Annotated in this window: 15 protein-coding genes; 4 read left to right on the top strand and 11 right to left on the bottom strand. The window is 63.6% G+C overall.

Annotated features, from left to right (window positions below; genetic code table 11):
* Positions 1 to 4: 4 nt before the first annotated feature.
* From IC609_RS05725 to queC, 6 genes are all read right to left on the bottom strand, one after another.
* Positions 5 to 1,411: a CmpA/NrtA family ABC transporter substrate-binding protein gene (locus IC609_RS05725; RefSeq protein WP_191818455.1), complete on the bottom strand. Its 1,407-nt coding sequence runs from the start codon at positions 1,409 to 1,411 to the stop codon at positions 5 to 7.
* 161 nt (positions 1,412 to 1,572) lie between these two features.
* Positions 1,573 to 2,253: a response regulator gene (locus IC609_RS05730; protein WP_225223998.1), complete on the bottom strand. Its 681-nt coding sequence runs from the start codon at positions 2,251 to 2,253 to the stop codon at positions 1,573 to 1,575.
* A complete protein-coding gene (locus IC609_RS05735; protein WP_191818456.1) occupies positions 2,250 to 3,452 on the bottom strand; it encodes a PAS domain-containing sensor histidine kinase in 1,203 nt (400 codons plus the stop codon). Before IC609_RS05735 ends, IC609_RS05730 begins: the two co-directional genes overlap by 4 nt.
* A gap of 91 nt (positions 3,453 to 3,543) precedes the next feature.
* A complete protein-coding gene (locus tag IC609_RS05740) occupies positions 3,544 to 4,692 on the bottom strand; it encodes an acyl-CoA dehydrogenase family protein (RefSeq protein WP_191818457.1) in 1,149 nt (382 codons plus the stop codon).
* 115 nt (positions 4,693 to 4,807) lie between these two features.
* Complete coding sequence (locus IC609_RS05745) at positions 4,808 to 5,854, bottom strand: homocysteine S-methyltransferase family protein (protein ID WP_191818458.1); 1,047 nt, start codon at positions 5,852 to 5,854, stop codon at positions 4,808 to 4,810.
* A gap of 36 nt (positions 5,855 to 5,890) precedes the next feature.
* Positions 5,891 to 6,610 carry a 7-cyano-7-deazaguanine synthase QueC gene (queC, locus tag IC609_RS05750; RefSeq protein WP_191818459.1) on the bottom strand — a complete coding sequence of 240 codons (720 nt, stop codon included), beginning with the start codon at positions 6,608 to 6,610 and terminating at the stop codon, positions 5,891 to 5,893.
* A 61-nt stretch (positions 6,611 to 6,671) separates the two neighbouring features.
* On the opposite strand from queC, the gene recQ reads away from it, so the two are divergent.
* Both recQ and IC609_RS05760 read left to right on the top strand, forming a co-directional pair.
* Positions 6,672 to 8,549, top strand: coding sequence for a DNA helicase RecQ (recQ, locus tag IC609_RS05755; protein ID WP_191818460.1), 1,878 nt, complete (start codon positions 6,672 to 6,674; stop codon positions 8,547 to 8,549).
* A 103-nt stretch (positions 8,550 to 8,652) separates the two neighbouring features.
* Positions 8,653 to 9,186 (top strand): RcnB family protein, encoded by a 534-nt coding sequence (locus IC609_RS05760; RefSeq protein ID WP_191818461.1) that lies wholly within the window; start codon positions 8,653 to 8,655, stop codon positions 9,184 to 9,186.
* Between the two features lie 79 nt (positions 9,187 to 9,265).
* Here IC609_RS05760 and hppD read toward each other — a convergent pair whose 3' ends face one another.
* From hppD to IC609_RS05780, 4 genes are all read right to left on the bottom strand, one after another.
* The gene (gene hppD, locus IC609_RS05765) at positions 9,266 to 10,348 is read right to left on the bottom strand and encodes a 4-hydroxyphenylpyruvate dioxygenase (protein ID WP_191818462.1); all 1,083 of its coding nucleotides are present in this window, start codon (positions 10,346 to 10,348) and stop codon (positions 9,266 to 9,268) included.
* Between the two features lie 221 nt (positions 10,349 to 10,569).
* Positions 10,570 to 11,547 carry a Bug family tripartite tricarboxylate transporter substrate binding protein gene (locus tag IC609_RS05770; RefSeq protein WP_191818463.1) on the bottom strand — a complete coding sequence of 326 codons (978 nt, stop codon included), beginning with the start codon at positions 11,545 to 11,547 and terminating at the stop codon, positions 10,570 to 10,572.
* A gap of 46 nt (positions 11,548 to 11,593) precedes the next feature.
* Positions 11,594 to 12,793: a CaiB/BaiF CoA transferase family protein gene (locus IC609_RS05775; RefSeq protein ID WP_191818464.1), complete on the bottom strand. Its 1,200-nt coding sequence runs from the start codon at positions 12,791 to 12,793 to the stop codon at positions 11,594 to 11,596.
* Positions 12,790 to 13,734, bottom strand: coding sequence for a hydroxymethylglutaryl-CoA lyase (locus IC609_RS05780; RefSeq protein WP_191818465.1), 945 nt, complete (start codon positions 13,732 to 13,734; stop codon positions 12,790 to 12,792). The genes IC609_RS05775 and IC609_RS05780 overlap by 4 nt, the downstream gene beginning before the upstream one ends.
* A 99-nt stretch (positions 13,735 to 13,833) precedes the next feature.
* Between IC609_RS05780 and IC609_RS05785 the strand changes: the two genes are divergently transcribed.
* Together IC609_RS05785 and IC609_RS05790 are read left to right on the top strand one after the other, a co-directional pair.
* Positions 13,834 to 14,745, top strand: a complete 912-nt coding sequence (locus tag IC609_RS05785) for a LysR family transcriptional regulator (RefSeq protein ID WP_191818466.1) — start codon at positions 13,834 to 13,836, stop codon at positions 14,743 to 14,745.
* Positions 14,742 to 16,703 (top strand): aconitase family protein, encoded by a 1,962-nt coding sequence (locus tag IC609_RS05790; protein WP_191818467.1) that lies wholly within the window; start codon positions 14,742 to 14,744, stop codon positions 16,701 to 16,703. Before IC609_RS05785 ends, IC609_RS05790 begins: the two co-directional genes overlap by 4 nt.
* 4 nt (positions 16,704 to 16,707) lie before the next feature.
* Here IC609_RS05790 and IC609_RS05795 read toward each other — a convergent pair whose 3' ends face one another.
* Positions 16,708 to 17,919, bottom strand: a complete 1,212-nt coding sequence (locus IC609_RS05795; protein WP_191818468.1) for an MFS transporter — start codon at positions 17,917 to 17,919, stop codon at positions 16,708 to 16,710.
* Positions 17,920 to 17,974 lie beyond the last annotated feature (55 nt).

Genomic DNA, 17,974 nt, shown 5'->3' on the forward strand with positions numbered 1-17,974 from the left:
CAGCTCAACCCATCTTGTGGAGCGCAAAGCTCTTGAGGTATTCCTCGGGTTTGGCCGGATCAAACTCCTTGCCCATGATCTTGTGCTTGGGGTAAGGCGTGGTGGCGGCAAAGTCCTGGCCCAACGCCTTCATGTGCTTGCGCGCATCGGTGATCAGGAAGACTTTTTCAGCGATCTGTTTGTAGTCCACGTTGCCCTTGATGTAACCCCAACGCTTCATCTGCGTGAGCATCCACACCGCCATGCTCTGCCAGGGCATGGGGTCAAAGTCGGCGCGGTCAGGCACGTTTTGCACCTTGCCCAGGCCGTCGGCAAACTTGCCCGTCAGCACCTGACTGAGCACCGCCTCGGGTTGGTTGAGGTACTGCGCAGGCGCGATGACCTTGGCGATCAGCTCGCGGTTGCCTGGCTGGCGCGCCATGGCCGCCGCCGTGAGCACCGCGCGGTAGAGCGCCGCAAAGGTGTTGGGGTTCTTCTGGATGAACTCGGTGCTGGTGCCAAAGGCACAGCAAGGATGGCCACTCCACAGATCCTTGGTCAGCATGTGGATGAAGCCAACTTCGTCGAACACCGCTCGCTGGTTGAACGGATCGGGGCCGAGGAAGCCGTCGATGTTGCCCGAGCGCAGGTTGGCCACCATCTCTGGCGGTGGCACCACGCGGATCTGCACATCGGTGTCGGGGTTGATGCCGTTTTCTGCCAGGTAGTACCGCAGCAGGAAGTTGTGCATCGAGTAGTCAAAGGGCACGGCGAACTTGAAGCCCTTCCAGTTTTTCGGATCGCGGTTGTTCTTGTGTTTGACAGCCAGCGTGATCGCCTGACCGTTGACGTTTTGAATGGTGGCCACGTTCATGGGCGTGGCGTTGGAGCCCAGCCCCATGCTGATGGCCAGTGGCATGGGCGACAAGAAATGCGTGGCGTCGTATTCCTTGTTGATCATCTTGTCGCGGATCAAGGCCCAACCGGCGGTCTTGGTGACTTCAACATCCAATCCCTGCTTGCTGTAAAAGCCCAGGGGGTGGGCCATGATCAGCGGCGTAGCGCAGGTGATCGGGATGAAGCCGATCTTGAGGCTGGTTTTTTCGAGCGGACCTTTTTCCTGCGCCATGGCCTGCAAGCTGGCCACGGGCAGCACGCTGGCGATGGCCGCCATGGCCGTCTTCTTGCCCACGGCGCGCAAGAACATGCGGCGCTCGTGGTCGTGCGGGAACAAGGACTTGACCAGCGTGGCCTCGATGAATTCCTGGCTGTAGGCCTCAAACTCGGCCGTTTCGGAACGCGCACGCAATTGGGCCGCTGCCGCATCGGCCACCACCTCGGCATGGTGGTCTGCGGGCGAATGGTCGCGGCCGCAGCTGCATTTGAGCATCAGGGGGCGGTCGGCGTTGTACGGATCAAAGAATTCAGACATGGCAACCTCGTGGATGAAAGATGCCTGTCACCTTGCAAGCTGCGGGCCAGAAAATGCCACCCCCGTGGCCAACCGGTTGACTTGCGCAAAATCGCGATGCCGTTGTCGATGCGGTGTAGGGCTGCCCCTACATCTCCCGCACGCCAGGCACCACAAGTGCCTCAGTTCCTGGGGGCTCCGGGACCATGGCCATGGCTTTGCGCATACAAGGCCAGCTCCACATCGTTCTTGGTCCCGGTCTTTTCGAGGATGCGTGCACGGTAAGTGCTCACCGTGTTGGGTGCCAGATTGAGCTGCGCACCAATTTCGCTCACTGTGCGGCCCTGGGTCAACAAAAGGTAGACCTGGTGCTCGCGGTGCGAGAGCAACTCGATCCCGGTTTTGGTGCGTCCCAGGCTGACCAGGCTGGCCAAGGCCTCGGCAGTGGCGGGCGTGACATGCATGCCCCCGGCAGCGACACGGTGCAAAGCCGCCAGAAGTTCATCGGGGTCGGTGCTTTTGTTCAGGTAACCCGAAGCGCCCAACTTGATGCAGCGCACCGCGTATTGTTTTTCGGGGTAAGTGCTGAGCATGAGCACAGGCAGTTCAGGCCAGCTCTTACGCAAAACCTGCAACACGTCCAGACCGTCCATGCCAGGCAAGGCGATGTCCAAAAGCACCACGTCGATGCCCAGGGGACCTTGCAGCTTTTGGACTTCATCGAGTACGGCAGGACCGGTGTCGGCTTCGGCCACCACCTGAACCTGCGGGTCATCAGCCAACACCATCTTGAGGCCCTCGCGCACGATCTTGTGGTCATCGCCCAGCAACACGCGCAGTGCCCCCCGAGTGGTCGTCATCATGGCTGCACCTGCGGCAAGGGCATGGACAAGCGCATGCAGGTGCCCCGTCCCGGCTGACTGTCGACCTCGATCAGGCCCCCAAAGTGGCGTGCCCGCTCACGCATGCCCATGATGCCGTACGCCTGAGGCGACTCAAACGCTTGCGGTAAGGCACCGCAGCCGTCGTCCTCCACAGACAGATGGAGCCAGCCCTCGCGCAGGGCGATGTCGATGTCAACCGTGCGCGCCCGGGCGTGCCGACCCACGTTGCTGAGCATTTCCTGAAAGATGCGGAACACCGCCATGGCCATGGGCTCGGGCAATTCAATGCGCTCATTGACCTCCATGCGCCACTGCAGCCGCTGCTCGGCCGATTGGACAAACTCTTGCGCTTGCCACTCCAGTGCGCCCCAGAGGCCCTGGTGGTCCAGGATGCTGGGGCGCAGATCGGTGATGATGCGGCCCACATTGACGACCGCGTTCTCAATCAGGCGGCTCATGTTCTGACACTTGCCCCGCATCTTCTCGCGCATGGCTTGGGCTTCTTCGGCCACCCGCTGCTCCTGCTCGGACAGGCGCTTGTCCAGCCAGCCCACATCCATCTTGAGAGCAACCAGCAAGCTGCCCAGCTCGTCGTGCACCTCACGCGCGATGCGGGTGCGCTCTTCTTCGCGCACCGCATCGGACCAGGCCGCCAGTTCGCGCAGTTGCTGCAAAGCGGTTTCAAGCGCATGGGTGCGTTCGGTCACGCGCAGCTCCAGGTCGTTTTTCGCCTGGTGCAAAGCCTCTTGTGCGCGCTTGCGCTCGGTGATGTCGACAAAGGTGACCACTGCTCCACGCACGACACCGTTGTCAAAAACCGGGTAGCTCGAATACTCCACGGGAAAGCTGCTGCCGTCCTGCCGCCAGAACACTTCCGTGTCGATGCGGCACGAGTTGCCTTGGCGGAAAGCGTTGTAGATGGGGCAGTCGTCCATCGGGTAATGTGCCCCGCCCGCATGCGAATGGTGGGTCAGGATGTGCATGTTCTGCCCCAGCACCTGTTGCGGCTCAAAACCGATCATCCGGGCCCCTGCCGGGTTGATGAAGACGCACAGACCTTCCAGGTCTACGCCAAAAACCCCTTCGCCGGTCGAAGCGAGCATGAGACCCAGCGGGTCACGCCAGGCGTCGGCCACGCCCAGGCCCGGGGGTTGAAGCTTGTGGAGGTCTGTACACATGCGGAGGCACAAGCAAACGCTATGCCAAATAGCTTGCTGCCGCCCATCGGGGGAGCGCCTCCCAAACACTTTGAGTGCTGGCAGGCAAGGCTCACATCGCCCGCGAAATCACCTCTTTCATGATTTCGCTGGTGCCGCCATAGATGCGCTGGATGCGGGCGTCGGTGTACATGCGGCCGATCAGGTACTCGTTCATGTAGCCGTAGCCACCAAAGAGCTGCAGGCAGGTGTCAATCACGCGGCCTTGCGCTTCCGAGCCCCAGAGCTTGGCCATGGACGCGGTGGCGGTGTCCAGCTTGCCCGCCACCAGGTCTTCGACGCAGCGGTCGATGAAGGCACGGCCCACCTGGATTTCTGTGGCCACTTCGGCCAGCTTGAACTTGGTGTTCTGGAAGTCGGCCACCGTCTGGCCAAAGGCCTGGCGTTCGCGCACGTAGTCGAGCGTGATCTGGTACGCCCCTTCCATCGCCGCCAAAGCCGTGAGGCCGATGATGAGCCGCTCGTAGGGCAGGTCGGCCATGAGTTGGAAGAAGCCCTGCCCCTCCTTGCCACCCAAGAGCTGCTCCGCGCCCACGCGCACATCGTCAAAAAACAGCTCGGAGGTGTCCTGGGCCTTGAGGCCAATCTTGTCGAGCACCCGGCCCACGCGATAGCCGGGACAGTTTTCGGTCTCGACGATCAGGATGGACGTGCCCTTGGCGCCCAGGCCCGGATCGGTCTTGACCACCACCAGCACCACCCCGGCCAGAAAGCCATTGCTGATGAAGGTCTTGGAGCCATTGATCAGATAACCGCTGTCGGTGCGCTCGGCGCGGGTGCGGATGCCCTGCAGGTCTGAGCCGGTGCCGGGCTCGGTCATGGCAATCGCCCCCACCAACTCGCCCGTGGCCATGCGCGGCAGGTAGCGGCGTTTTTGTTCTTCGGTGCCGTGGTTCAAGAAGTAATGCGCCACGATGGAGTGCACCGACGAGTTCATGCCTGTCAGGCTGCGGCGGGCCATTTCTTCATAGAGCACGGCTTCGTGACGGAAGTCTCCACCGCCGCCGCCCCACGATTCAGGGATATCGGTGCACAAAAGGCCAAGGGCCCCGGCTTTGCGCCACATCTCATGGCCAACGTGGCCGCGCTTGCGGGCGGCCTCGTCCTCGGGCTGCATTTCTTCTTCGAGGAACCGGACCACGGTGTCGCGGTACTGGTCCAGATCGGGGTCGGTCCAGGAACGGCGGAACTGAATGGGCATGGCGGACTTTCAGATCAAGAGAACACGGTCTCCATTGTGCAAGCCCCGCGCCCGCCTGGCAGTCACCTTTGCCCAGGGGAAGACCCGCAGCGCCAACCGAGCGCGCGGGCTTGGGTCAGGCCGCTTCTTTGTAGAAAAAGCCGCCGTGCACGTTGCGCGGCGCCAGAGGGCCCACCGCTTTGCTGATGGCGCCGATGTGGTCGGGCGTGGTGCCGCAGCAGCCGCCCACGATGTTGACCAGGCCTTCGGCGGCAAACTCGTGCAGCAGGCGGCTGGTGACTTCCGGGGTTTCGTCAAAGCCGGTGTCGCTCATGGGGTTGGGCAGGCCGGCGTTGGGGTAGCAGCTGATGAAGGTGTCACCCGCGACCTTGTTGAGCTCCTGGATGTAGGGGCGCATCAGCGTGGCACCCAGGGCACAGTTCAGGCCAATGGCCAAGGGCTGCGCGTGGCGAACGCTGTGCCAGAACGCCGTGACGGTCTGGCCGCTCAGGATGCGGCCCGAAGCGTCGGTCACGGTGCCGCTGATGATGAGGGGCAGGCGCTGGCCGCTGGCTTCAAAAAATTCTTCAATGGCAAACAGCGCGGCCTTGGCGTTGAGGGTGTCAAAAATCGTTTCGACCAGCAGCACATCGGAGCCACCTTCGACCAGGGCTTCGACCTGCTCGTAATAGGCGGCGCGCAGTTCTTCAAAGGTCACGTTGCGGGCACCGGCGTCGTTCACATCGGGGCTGATGCTGGCGGTTTTGGGCGTGGGGCCCAAGGCGCCGACCACAAAACGGGGCTTGTCGGGCGTGGAGAACTTGTCGCAGGCAGCGCGGGCCAATTTTGCGGACTGCAGGTTCATCTCGCGCACCAAGTGCTGCATGTCGTAGTCGGCCTGGGCTATTGTTGTCGCGCCAAAGGTGTTGGTCTCAATCATGTCCGCCCCGGCGGCCAGGTAGCCTTCGTGGATGTCGCGAATCACGTCGGGGCGCGTGAGGCTCAGCAACTCGTTGTTGCCCTTGACGTCCTTGGGGAAGTCCTTGAAGCGCTCGCCCCGGTAGTCGGCCTCGGTCAGCTTGAAGCGCTGGATCATGGTGCCCATGGCGCCGTCGAGGATGGCGATGCGGGTTTTCAGGATCTCGGGCAGCGCTTGGGCGCGGGTGTAAACAGGGGCTTTCATGGCCCCTATTGTAAAAGTCCGGGCTTCAGGTCTTTTTCAGGCTTTTTGGTAACGCTCAAAGCCCGCGGCCCTGAGCTGGCAAGCCGGGCACTGGCCGCAGCCATAACCCCAGGCGTGGCGCTGCGTGCGCTCACCCAGGTAGCAGGTGTGGCTGTGCTCAACAACCAGATCCACCAGCGCCTGACCGCCACCCGAGGCATCGGCGCGCTGGCCCAAGTCATAAGCCAGTTGCCAGGTCTGGGCCTTGTCGATCCACATGAGCGGTGTCTCGATGAGCAGCTTGCGGTCCATGCCCAGCGACAAGGCGACCTGCATGGCCTTCATGGTGTCGTCGCGGCAGTCGGGGTAACCTGAAAAGTCGGTCTCGCACACCCCCGTGACGATGACCTGCAAGCCCCGGCGGTAGGCCAGCGCAGCCGCCAACGTGAGGAACAACAGATTGCGGCCCGGCACAAAGGTGTTGGGCAGGCCCGAACTTTCCATCGCGATCGCGGTGTCACGGGTCAAAGACGTTTCGCTGATTTGGCCCAGGATGCCGGCATCCAGCAGGTGATCCTCGCCCATTTTGTCGGCCCAAGCCGGGAAGCGGCTCTGGACCGCAGCCAGCACGTTCAGGCGGGCGTCCAGCTCCACCTTGTGGCGTTGGCCGTAATCAAACGCCAGGGTTTCGACCCGCTCGTAGCGGGCCAAGGCATGGGCCAGGCAGGTGGTGGAGTCCTGACCACCGGAGAACAAGACAAGGGCGGAGGTGTGCATGGGCGGCAATGGTAATCGGTAGCGCACAATATCGGCTGTTTTGCCGTCACAGAGTCCCTTTTTGTCCCCCCACCTGCCCATCCTGCGCGAAGTTTTTGGCTACGACGCCTTTCGCGGTCCGCAGCAAGCCATCATCGACCATGTGGCTGCGGGCGGTGATGCACTGGTGCTCATGCCCACTGGCGGCGGCAAATCGCTGTGCTACCAGATCCCGGCGATTGCGCGCCAGCGGGCGGGCCACGGCATCACGGTGGTGGTCTCGCCCCTGATCGCGCTGATGCATGACCAGGTGGGTGCGCTGCACGAAGCGGGCGTGAACGCGGCTTTCCTCAACTCGACCCTCACCAGCGACGAAGCCAGCGACATTGAACGCCGCCTGCTGCGCGGCGAAATCACCCTGCTGTACGCCGCGCCCGAACGCGTGACCAACGCCCGCTTTCTGGCGCAGATGGATTCGCTGCTCGAGCGCGGGCTGTTGAGCCTGTTTGCCATCGACGAAGCGCATTGCGTGAGCCAGTGGGGCCACGACTTCCGCCCCGAGTACCGGGGCTTGGCGGTGCTGCACGAACGCTACCCCAGCGTGCCGCGTGTGGCGCTCACGGCCACGGCCGATGCGCTGACGCGTGCTGACATCGTCGAGCGGCTGCAACTGGAAAGCGCACAGCTGTTCATCAGCAGCTTTGACAGGCCCAACATCCGCTACACCATCGTCGAGAAAAAAGACGCCAGCACGCAGCTGCTGCGCTTCATCGAGCGCGAGCACCCCGAAGAAGCGGGCGTGGTCTATTGCCAGTCGCGCAAGCGGGTCGAAGAAATCGCCGCCATGCTGGTTGAAGCCGGAGTGCGTGCGCTGCCCTACCACGCGGGCCTGGACGCAGCGGTGCGTCAGCGCCACCAGAACGAATTCCTGCGCGAAGAGGGTGTGGTGATGGTCGCCACCATCGCGTTCGGCATGGGCATCGACAAACCCGATGTGCGTTTTGTGGCGCACCTGGACATGCCCAAGAACATCGAAGGCTACTACCAGGAGACGGGCCGCGCCGGGCGCGATGGCCTGGCGTCGGACGCCTGGATGGCCTATGGCCTGCAGGACGTGGTCAACCAGCGCCGCATGATCGACGAGAGCCCGGCGGGCGAAGAGTTCAAGCAGGTCATGCGCGGCAAACTCGACGCGCTGCTGGGTCTGGCCGAAGCGACCGACTGCCGCCGCGTGCGCTTGCTCAGCTACTTTGGCGAGACCTACGCAGGCCAGCAGGACAGCACACAAGGCATTTACATGCCGTATTGCGGCAACTGCGACAACTGCCTGAATCCGCCCGAGGTGTGGGACGGCACCGACGCGGCGCGCAAGCTGCTGTCGACCGTGTACCGCTGCCACCAGAGCAGCGGCCACAACTTTGGCGCAGGCCACACCATGGACATCGTGCGGGGCAAGAAGACCGACAAGGTGGTGCAGCGCGGCCATGAAACGCTGAGCACCTTTGGTGTGGGCGCGGACTACAGCGAACAGCAATTGCGCGCCGTGATGCGCCAGCTGATCGCCATTGGCGCACTGCACGTGCACACCGAAGACGGTTTCAGCACCCTGCACCTGACCGAAGGCTCACGCGCTGTGCTGCGCGGCGAGGTGGCGGTGCAACTGCGAGAAAGCACCAGCCAGCGCGCCGACAAACGCAGCCGCTCGCGCAGCGCGCCCAGCCCGGCGGCGGCCAACCTGGGGCAGGATGCGATGGTGCGCTACATCAACCTCAAAGCATGGCGCGCCGAAGTGGCCAAAGAGCACAACCTGCCCGCGTATGTGATCTTCCACGACGCCACACTGGCCGCCATCGCCGAAGCCGCGCCGCAAACCCTTGCCGACCTGCAAGGCATCAGCGGTCTGGGCGTCAAAAAACTCGAAGCCTACGGCGCGCAGGTGCTGAAGGTCTGCCAAGACTGAACCCCCTTGTGCGGGTCAGCCCACAGACAGGCCCGGCACCCGCCATTACGCTGGCCTTGCGCGGATCTTTGACCGCATGCATTCACCGCACAAGGAGCCTGTCATGTTCACGTTTTCACCGCTGGCGAAGGCCTTGTCTCTGATTCTTCTGGTGTCCAGCGTGCAGGCCGCACCGCGAGACCACTTCGGCACACCGCCTGAGCAACAAGAGAAGTCGCGTGCCATGCGCCCGCAAGGGCATGCCCCCATGCAACACCCACGTTGCGGCGAACGCGAAGACCGTGACACACGCACCAGCGCACCAGACGCGCACCACTGGGCACCCGGCAGAGGCTCTTACTTCACGCCGGACCACCACGAACGGGCACGCGACTACTTCGACATGCCTGAGCACCGGGGCTTTGTGCCTCCGGGCCTGGTCAGCAAAGGGGGCATGCCTCCGGGGCAGGCCAAAAAGTGGCGAATCGGGCACCCCCTGTCCCGGGAAGTGGTGTTTTATGACTTGCCTCGCCCGCTGGAAATCCACCTCGGCCCACCACCCTCGGGCTACAGGTACGTGCGGGTCGCCACCGACATTTTGCTGATCGCCGTCGGCACCGGCATCGTGATGGATGCGCTGGAGAATCTGGCGCGCTGACGTGCACATCGTCGCGGTGCTTTGTGAGGACAACGCCCTCGCGGCGAGGGCGTCGCGCCCACCAAGAGCGCGCAGACTTTCAGGACGCGTCCACCGTGATCGCCCCACGCCGGATCTGGTCGCGCTCCAGGCTTTCAAACAGCGCCTTGAAGTTGCCTTCGCCAAAGCCCTCGTCGGCCTTGCGCTGGATGAACTCGAAGAACACCGGGCCCAGCAGGGTCTGGCTGAAGATCTGCAGCAGCAAACGCTTTTCGCCGTTGGCGGTGGAGCCGTCCATCAAGATGCCGCGCGCCTGCAACTCGGGCACGGGCTCGCCGTGGCCTTTGAGGCGCTCTTCGAGCATCTCGTAATAGATGTCGTTGGGCGCAGTCATGAGCGGGATGCCAGCCATCTGCAAGGCGTCCACGCTTTTCAGGATGTCGTCCGTCAGCAGGGCAATGTGCTGGATGCCTTCGCCGTTGAACTGCATCAGGAACTCTTCGATCTGCCCGCCGGTCTTGCCCGACTCTTCGTTGAGCGGGATGCGGATCAACCCATCGGGCGCGGTCATGGCACGGCTGGTCAGACCGGTGTACTCGCCCTTGATGTCGAAATAACGGATTTCGCGGAAGTTGAAAATCTTCTCGTAAAAACTACTCCAGAAGGCCATCCGGCCCTTGTAGACGTTGTGCGTGAGGTGGTCGATGGTCTTGAAACCATGGCCGGGGGGGTGGCGGTCCACGCCCTCGATGAATTCAAAGTCGATGTCATAAATGCTCTTGCCGTCTTCAAAGCGGTCGATCAGGTACAGCGGTGCACCGCCAATGCCCTTGATGGCGGGCAAGCGCAGCTCCATCGGGCCGGTGGGGATCTCCACCGGTTGCGCACCCATGTCCAGTGCGCGTTCGTAGGCCTTGTGCGAATCCTTCACACGGAACGCCAGCGCGCAGGCGCAAGGGCCATGCTCGGCGGCAAAGTAACCGGCCAAGCTTTTGGGCTCGCGGTTGACGATGAAGTTGATGTCGCCCTGACGGTACAGCACCACGTCCTTGGAGCGGTGTTTGGCCACCAATGAAAACCCCATTTTTTCAAACAGGGGCTCCAGCACGCCTGCGACAGGCGAAGCAAACTCCACAAACTCAAAACCGCACAAACCCATCGGGTTGTCAAACAGATCAGCCATGTCTTTTCTCCATGCAATGGCATGCGCCGCACCCCCACAGGGTGCGCGCAAACAAACAAAAAGGGAAGAAGAAAAACCGGGCAGTGCCCGGTCAGGCTGCTGGTGGCGCGCAAGGCTTGCCCCGCGTGCTGCGCGCGAGGTGGATGCCGACGATCAGGACCTGGATGGACATGGCGCGATTGTCAGGGTTGCCCGCCAGCTTGGCAAGCGCCCCCGCCGCATCACTCGGGCGTGATGCCTGCCTTTTTCACCAGCGCGGCGTATTTGGCCAACTCGGTGCGAAAGCCTTTTTGCGCCTGTTCGGTGCTGCTCACATTGATGGTGTTGCCCTGCTTGGCCATGGTCTCGCGCACACCCGCATCGTTGAAGGCGGCCACCACGGCGTCGTGCACCTTCTTGACCGCCGCCGGGGTCATGCCCTTCGGCCCCACGACCGCAAACCAGGCCTCCATGACGTAACCGGGCAAGCCCTGCTCCACGAACGTGGGCACATCGGGCAAGGCCGTTGTGCGCTTGTCGCCGCACATGCCAATGGCGCGCAGTGCGCCGGACTTGATGTGCTGCTGCACGCTGGGTGTGGCCACCACGGCGAAGTCGATCTGACCGCCCAGCAGGTCGGTCACCATCGGTCCCACGCCTTTGTAAGGGATGTGGCGGGCCGTGACCTTGGCCTCGTCCAGGAACATCTCGGCGGCCAGATGCAGGATGGTGCCGTTGCCACCCGAACCGAAGTTGTAGCTGTCAGGCTTGGCCTTGAGCTGGGCAATGAATTCGCGGCCGTTGGTCGCGCTCACTTTTTGCGGGTTGACCACCAACACCATGGGTGTGCTGCCCACGATGGCAATCGGCGTGAAGTCACCGGGCATGTCAAACGGCAGTGACTTGAGCACGCTGGGGAAGATCACCACGTTGTTGGACACCACCGACAGCGTGTAGCCATCGGGGGGGTTCTTGGTCAGGGCCTGCAGGCCCACCACACCACCGGCACCTGCTTGGTTCTCCACCACCACGGTGGTGCCCAGCGCCTTGCCCAGTGCAGGGGCGGCAGCGCGGGTGATCGCGTCCACGCCCGAGCCCGTGGCATTGGGCAAGATGAATTTGACAGGCCGCTCGCTTTGCGCAAGCGACAGGCCCGGCGCGACCGATGCAGCGCAAGCCAGCGCGGTCAGGGCGGTGCGGCGTGTGATGTGTGGCTTCATGTTGGTCTCTCTCTGGTGGATGGGATACAGGGGCTTCGTCAGCCCATCAGGCCACCGCCTTGGCGGCACGCAAGCGTTCGATCTCTGCCGCGTTCAGGCCCAGGCCCTGCAACAGCTCGTCGGTATTTTCGCCTTGCTTGGGTGGCTGGTGGCGCACCCCCAGTCGTTGCCCATCCATGGTGAAAGGAAACAACGCTGCGCGCGCGGTCTGGCCGGCTTTGGGGCCATCGGTCAGGCGCACTTCGGCCAGGCCGCCCGTGGCGTTCAGATGCGGGTCGTCGAACAGTTCTTCGGGTTTGACGATGGGCGCAAAAGGCAAGCCGGCTTTTTCAAAAATCGCCGTCAACTCGGCGGCCGTGAAAACCTCCAGACGGCGGCGCAGCTCGGGCATCATCACATCGCGCTGCGACACGCGGGCATTGTTGTCGCCATAGCGCGGATCGGCCTTGAGGTCAGCAAAGCCCAGCACATCGCAGAAGGTGGCCCACTGCGCATCGCTGACTGCCGCCAGGAAAATTTGCTCCCCATTCTTGACTGTGAACACGTCATACACCGCCCAGGCCGAGATGCGGTTGGGCATGGGTTCGGCCGCTTTGCCGGTGATGGCGTATTGCAGCATGTGCTGGCCGACCAAAAACACATTGTTCTCGAACAGGGCCGACTGGATCTCTTGTCCGCGCCCGGTGATGCCACGCTGGATCAGCGCGCCCAGCACGCCGATCGCGCCGAACATGCCGCCCATGATGTCGTTCACGCTGGTGCCTGCGCGCAGCGGGTCGCCGGGGCGCCCCGTCATATAGGCCAGGCCCCCCATCATCTGCACCACCTCATCGAGCGCCGTGCGGTGGTCATAGGGCCCGGGCAAAAAGCCCTTGAGGCTGGCGTAAATCAGCTTGGGGTTGGTTGCCGACAAGCTGGCGTAGTCCAGACCGTACTTGACCATGGAGCCGGGCTTGAAGTTTTCGGCCACCACATCGGCCGTGGCGCACAAGCGCCGCGCCATCTCGGCGCCTTCTGGAGACTGCAGGTTGATCAGGATGCTCTTCTTGTTGCGATTGAACATCGGGAAAAAGCCCGCACCCGAGCCCAACAAATGCCGTGTGCGGTCGCCCTCGATGGGTTCGACCTTGATGACTTCGGCCCCCATGTCGGCCAGCACCATGCCGCAGGTCGGGCCCATGACCATGTGAGTGAACTCGACAACGCGCAGGCCTTCGAGCGGGAGTTTCTTGTCCAAATTGTTCATGCCATCACTTCTGAGGTACGCAGGGTCTTGGGCAAGCCTGCCTGCGCGATCGAACCGTGCAGGCATTCGCCTGCGAGCCACTGCGCCACCTGGGCGCGCAAAGCCATGAGCTTACCGAAATCGATGCCGGTGGTGATGCCCATGCTGGCAAACAAATAGGCCAAGTCTTCGGTGGCCACATTGCCGCTGGCCCCCGGGGCGTGCGGACAGCCACCGATGCCGGCCAGGCACGCATCAAAACGGGTCTCGCCGGTTTGCAGCGCGGCCATGACGTTGGCCATGCCCAAACCGCGTGTGTCGTGAAAGTGCCCGCAGGCCAGCCTGTCACCCGCCACTTCGCGGGCCTGGGCAAACAGCTCACCCACCTGGCGCGGGTCGGCATAGCCCACGGTGTCGGCCAGGCCCACGCGGTCCACCCCCAGCGCCAGCACGGCCTTCAATAGACGCAGCACTTCATCGACCTCCACCCGCCCTTGGATGGTGCAACCCAGCGCGGTGCTCATGCCCACTTCGATGCGGATGTTCGAGCCGCGTGCGCGGCGCGCTTCCACCATGGCGGCGATCTCGACCAGCACCTCGTCGGGCGTCTTACGCAGATTGGCCAGGCTGTGCGCGTGGCTGGCCGACAGGGGCAGCAGCATCCAGTCGGCCCCGCTGTCCATGGCGCGCTCGGCCCCTTTGAGGTTGGGCACCAGCACCGACACCACCAGCCCCGGCAGGGTTTTGGCAAAGGCCACCAGCTCGGCCGTGTCGGCCAGCTGCGGCAGCAGTTTGGGCGGCACAAAAGAGCCGACCTCGATCTCGCGCAGACCGGCATCGTAGGCACCCTGAATCCACTGCAACTTGTGCGCTGTGGGCAATGTGCGGGCGATGCTTTGCAGCCCATCACGCAGACCGACTTCGCGGACCGTCACGCGCTGGGGCCAGTGAAATGCGTTCATGTTCAATGTCTTTGGGAGAGTGTGCAGCGAGTTTAAGGTTTCCAATCGATCATACAATTCAATTTTGGAAGCCTATTTGTTCCAAAAAGGAATAACTTGATGCGTGACCTCGACCTGACCTCGCTGCGCCTGTTCGTGACCGTCTGCGACACGGGCAACATGAGCCGTGCCGCCGAAAAGGCCAACATGGTCGCTTCGGCCGTGAGCAAACGGCTGGCCCAGTTGGAAGCCACCGTGGGCGCGAGCCTGCTGACCCGGCGCAAGCACGGCGTGGTCCCGACCGCCGCTGGCGAAACCCTGCTGGAGCACGCCCGCAGCATGCTGCTGAGCGCCAGCCGCATCGAGCGCGACATGGCCAGCCACGCGGCAGGCATCCAGGGCCGGGTCAATGTGCTGGCCACCGCCTCGGTCATGGCCGAATCGCTGGCCGACGAGATCGCCGAGTTCCTGAAACAAGCCGAACACCAGAACATCCAGATCGACCTTGAAGAACGCATCAGCCCTGAGGTGGTGCGGGGCATCCGCGACGGCGTGGCGTCCATCGGCATCTGCTGGGACGCGGCCGAAACCGGCCTGCTGCACACCCGCACCTACCGCCACGACCACCTGTGTGTGGCGGTGCCCCATGGCCACCCGCTGTGCGCGCTCAAGGAACTGCGCTTCGAAGACACCCTGGATTTTGAACACGTGATCATGCCGATCAACTCGGCCGTCGAAGTCATGCTGCAACGCGAAGCGGGCCTGTTGGGCAAGCGCCTGCAGCACCGCGTGATCGTCACCAATTTTGAAGCTGCGCTGCGCGTGGTGCGTGCCGGACTGGCCATTGCCCTGGTGCCACGCGAAGTGACCGGCCTGTATGCCGAGGCTTACGGGCTGGCCGTACTGCCGCTGCAAGAACCCTGGTCCCGGCGCCGCTTTGTGCTTTGTCACCGGGGGGAAGAAGTCCTCACCCCCGCGGCCTTGAAGCTGCTCGATGCCCTGTCGGCCGCCCACACACCCGCAAGCCCATGAACACCACCGACTGGAAGATCCTGTATCTCAGTCAGGACCCGACCCTGATCCAAAGTCAACTGGCCGGTGAGGCGATGACACGCGAACAGGCCGGGCCTCTGCGCCACGATGTCTCGACCGACGAGATCACGCCCGTTCACATCCTCAGCCATCACGACGACACGCTGGGTGACTTTGCCCACACCGGGCTGCGCTGCGCAGGCGTGAACCCCATCGGGTGGCGAAGCTTGCGCGAAGCCAGATTTGCGGTGCTGGTGGCGGGCCGCCGCTACGGCAAAGGCTCATCGCGTGAACACAGCCCCACCGCTGAAAAGCTGGCCGGCGTGCGGTTGGTGATCGCCGAAAGCTTTGAGCGCATCTACCGCCAAAACGCGGACAACATCGGTCTGTTCACCTCGACCGATTTCGGCCTGCTGGACCGCATCGCACGGGGCGAGACCTTGAGCGTGGATGACCTGGTGGCCGACCGCGACCCCCTGGCGGCAGCGGTGCTGCGCGCCGGTGGCCTGCTGCGCTGGGGGCAGCAGCACCTCGCTGCTGTCCATGCGGGGGCGCCACACCCGCAAGTCAACTCACCCCAAACCCTGTTCGAGAAAATCCTTTCGCGCCACCTGCTGCCCACCGCATTCACACCTGCCGCCCCGCAAACGGGTGACGGCCTGTTTGTGCAGGCCGACTGGCGCTTCATCCACGAGTACTACACCGGCATGGCCGACACGCTCATGAAGCGCGCGCTGGGCGAAAACTTCACCCTGCAACGCCCCGAACAGATCGTGGTGTTTGAAGACCACACCTCCTACGTCGACGAAAGCCCGGCGCATGTGCGCGGCGGCCTGATCGCCCCCATGCACGCCATGAGCCAGGCGCAGCGGGACTTCGCCAGGCGTCACGGTCTGCGCATGCACCGCACGCTGACCGATGCCGAAGTGCTGCAGGACGACGGCAGCAATGTGGCCGGCATCTCGCACGCCATGGTGGCCGAGCACTACGCACTGCCGGGCCAGGTGGTCGTGGGCACCGATTCGCACACACCGCACAGCGGCGCTTTGGGCTGCGTGGCTTTTGGTGTGGGCACCAGCGACATGGCCAACGCTTTCGTGACCGGTGCAGTGCGCCTGCGCTGGCCCGACAGTGTGCGGGTGTCAATGCAAGGCCGCCTGCCTGCAGGCGTGACCGCCAAGGATCTGATGCTGCACCTGCTGGCCCTGCCCTACATCCGCGAGGGCCAGGGCGTGGGCAAGGTGTTCGAGTTTGCGGGCGAGGGCATCGCCCATCTGTCGATCGACGAACGCGCCACACTCACCAACATGTGCGCCGAGCTGGGGGGCCTGACCGGGATCGTGGCACCAGACCAGGAAACCATGCGCTTCCTGAAGGAACGCCGGGGCGTGGATTTTCAGATCGAGGACTGGATGCACAGCGACGCAGACGCCCGCTTTGCGCACCAGATCGCGGTGGACCTGAGCCAGCTGCAGCCCATGGTGGCACGGCCCGGCGATCCGGGCCAGGGCCTGGCGCTGTCGGAGCTGAAAGAGCGGGTGCGCATCGACATCGCCTACGGCGGCTCATGCACCGCAGGCAAACGCGAAGATTTTGACCACTACCACGCGGTGCTGGCCTGGGGCCTGCAACACGGCTTGAAGGTGCCCGAGGGCATGCAGGTGTTTTTGCAGTACGGCACCACCGCCGTGCGGGACTACTGCATTGACAAAGGCTACGACAGGACTTTCGCGGCCATGGGGGTGCGGATTTTGCAGCCCTCGTGTGGGGCCTGCGCCAACTGTGGGCCGGGCTCGTCCACCGATGCGACGCAGGTGACGGTGAGCGCCATCAACCGCAATTTTCCGGGTCGCTCGGGGCCGGGCCAGGTCTGGCTGGCCAGCCCGCCCACGGTGATGGCCAGTGCGCTGGCGGGGGAGCTGCTGTCGTTCGAGGCGCTGCAGCAGCGCGTGCGCTGAAGCGTCAGGCCACAGCAGGTTTGGGCATGGCCGCTTCACGGATCGGCAGGTTCACCAGCGCCGCGCCCAGCGCCAGCGCCATGTCGGCGTACCACATCCACGAATAGTCGCCCATGCGGGTGATCGCCAAACCGCCCAGCCATGCGCCCAAAAAGCCGCCGATCTGGTGCGACAGCAGCGTCATGCCAAACAACGTGGCCAGGTAGCGCGTGCCAAACAACTTGCCCACCAGCGTCGCCGTGGGCGGCACCGTGGCCAGCCAGGTGAACCCGAGGCCCGCCGCAAAGGCGTAGAACGTCCACTCGGTCTTGGGCAGCAGCAGGTAAGCGGCCACCAGTACAGCGCGCGAGCCGTACATCACGGCCAGCACGTACTTGCTGCGGTATTTGGTGACCGATGCACCAGCGTACAGACTGCCCGCGATGTTGGTCAGACCAATGATGGCCAGCGACCAGCTCGCCACCGAAGGCGGCAGGCCACACAGGTCCACCTCACCGGGCAAGTGGGTGACCAAAAATGCGATGTGAAAACCACAGGTGAAAAAGCCCAGGTGCAGCAAGCCGTAGCTGGGGTCACGGAACGCATCCTTGAGCGCCTGGCGCATGCCACCGTCGGGCGTGGCGCTGGCTTGGGGTGCCTGGGTGTTGGCGGTGAGCTTGCCCACCAGCGGCAAAGCGGCCAGGGTGATGAGCGCCATCGACCACATGGCCCCCATCCAGCCCAGGGACTGGATCAGTTTTTGGGCAATGGGTGCAAACACAAACTGGCCAAATGACCCGCCTGCATTGATCACCCCCGAGGCGGTGCCACGCGATTCGGCCGGCATGCGCTGGGCCGCCGCACCGATCAAGACAGAAAAACTCGCCGCGCCCGAACCCGCCGCCGACAGCACGCCCAGTGTCAAGGCCAGGCCCCAGGTGCTGTTCATCAGAGGCGTGATCGCGGTGGCCACGGCCATCAGCACCACGCCACCCAACAGCACCGGACGGGGCCCAAAGCGGTCCGACAATGCGCCCGTCACCGGCTGCACCGCGCCCCAGAAGAATTGGCCAATCGCCATGGCCAAACTCAGGCTGGCAATGCCCAAACCGGTGGAGGTATTGATCGGCCCCAGAAACAGGCCATTGGCCAGACGGATGCCATTGGTGATCATCAAGATGCCCGCTGCGGCGAGCGTGATGGCGACCACGCCAGGGTGTTGGAGGGAACGGAACAAGGTGAGGCCTTCGTGAAAAAATTGTTGACGATGGTAGGGGAAATCCGTGAACCAC

Source organism: Limnohabitans radicicola (assembly GCF_014837235.1).
Taxonomy (GTDB): domain Bacteria; phylum Pseudomonadota; class Gammaproteobacteria; order Burkholderiales; family Burkholderiaceae_C; genus Limnohabitans_A; species Limnohabitans_A radicicola.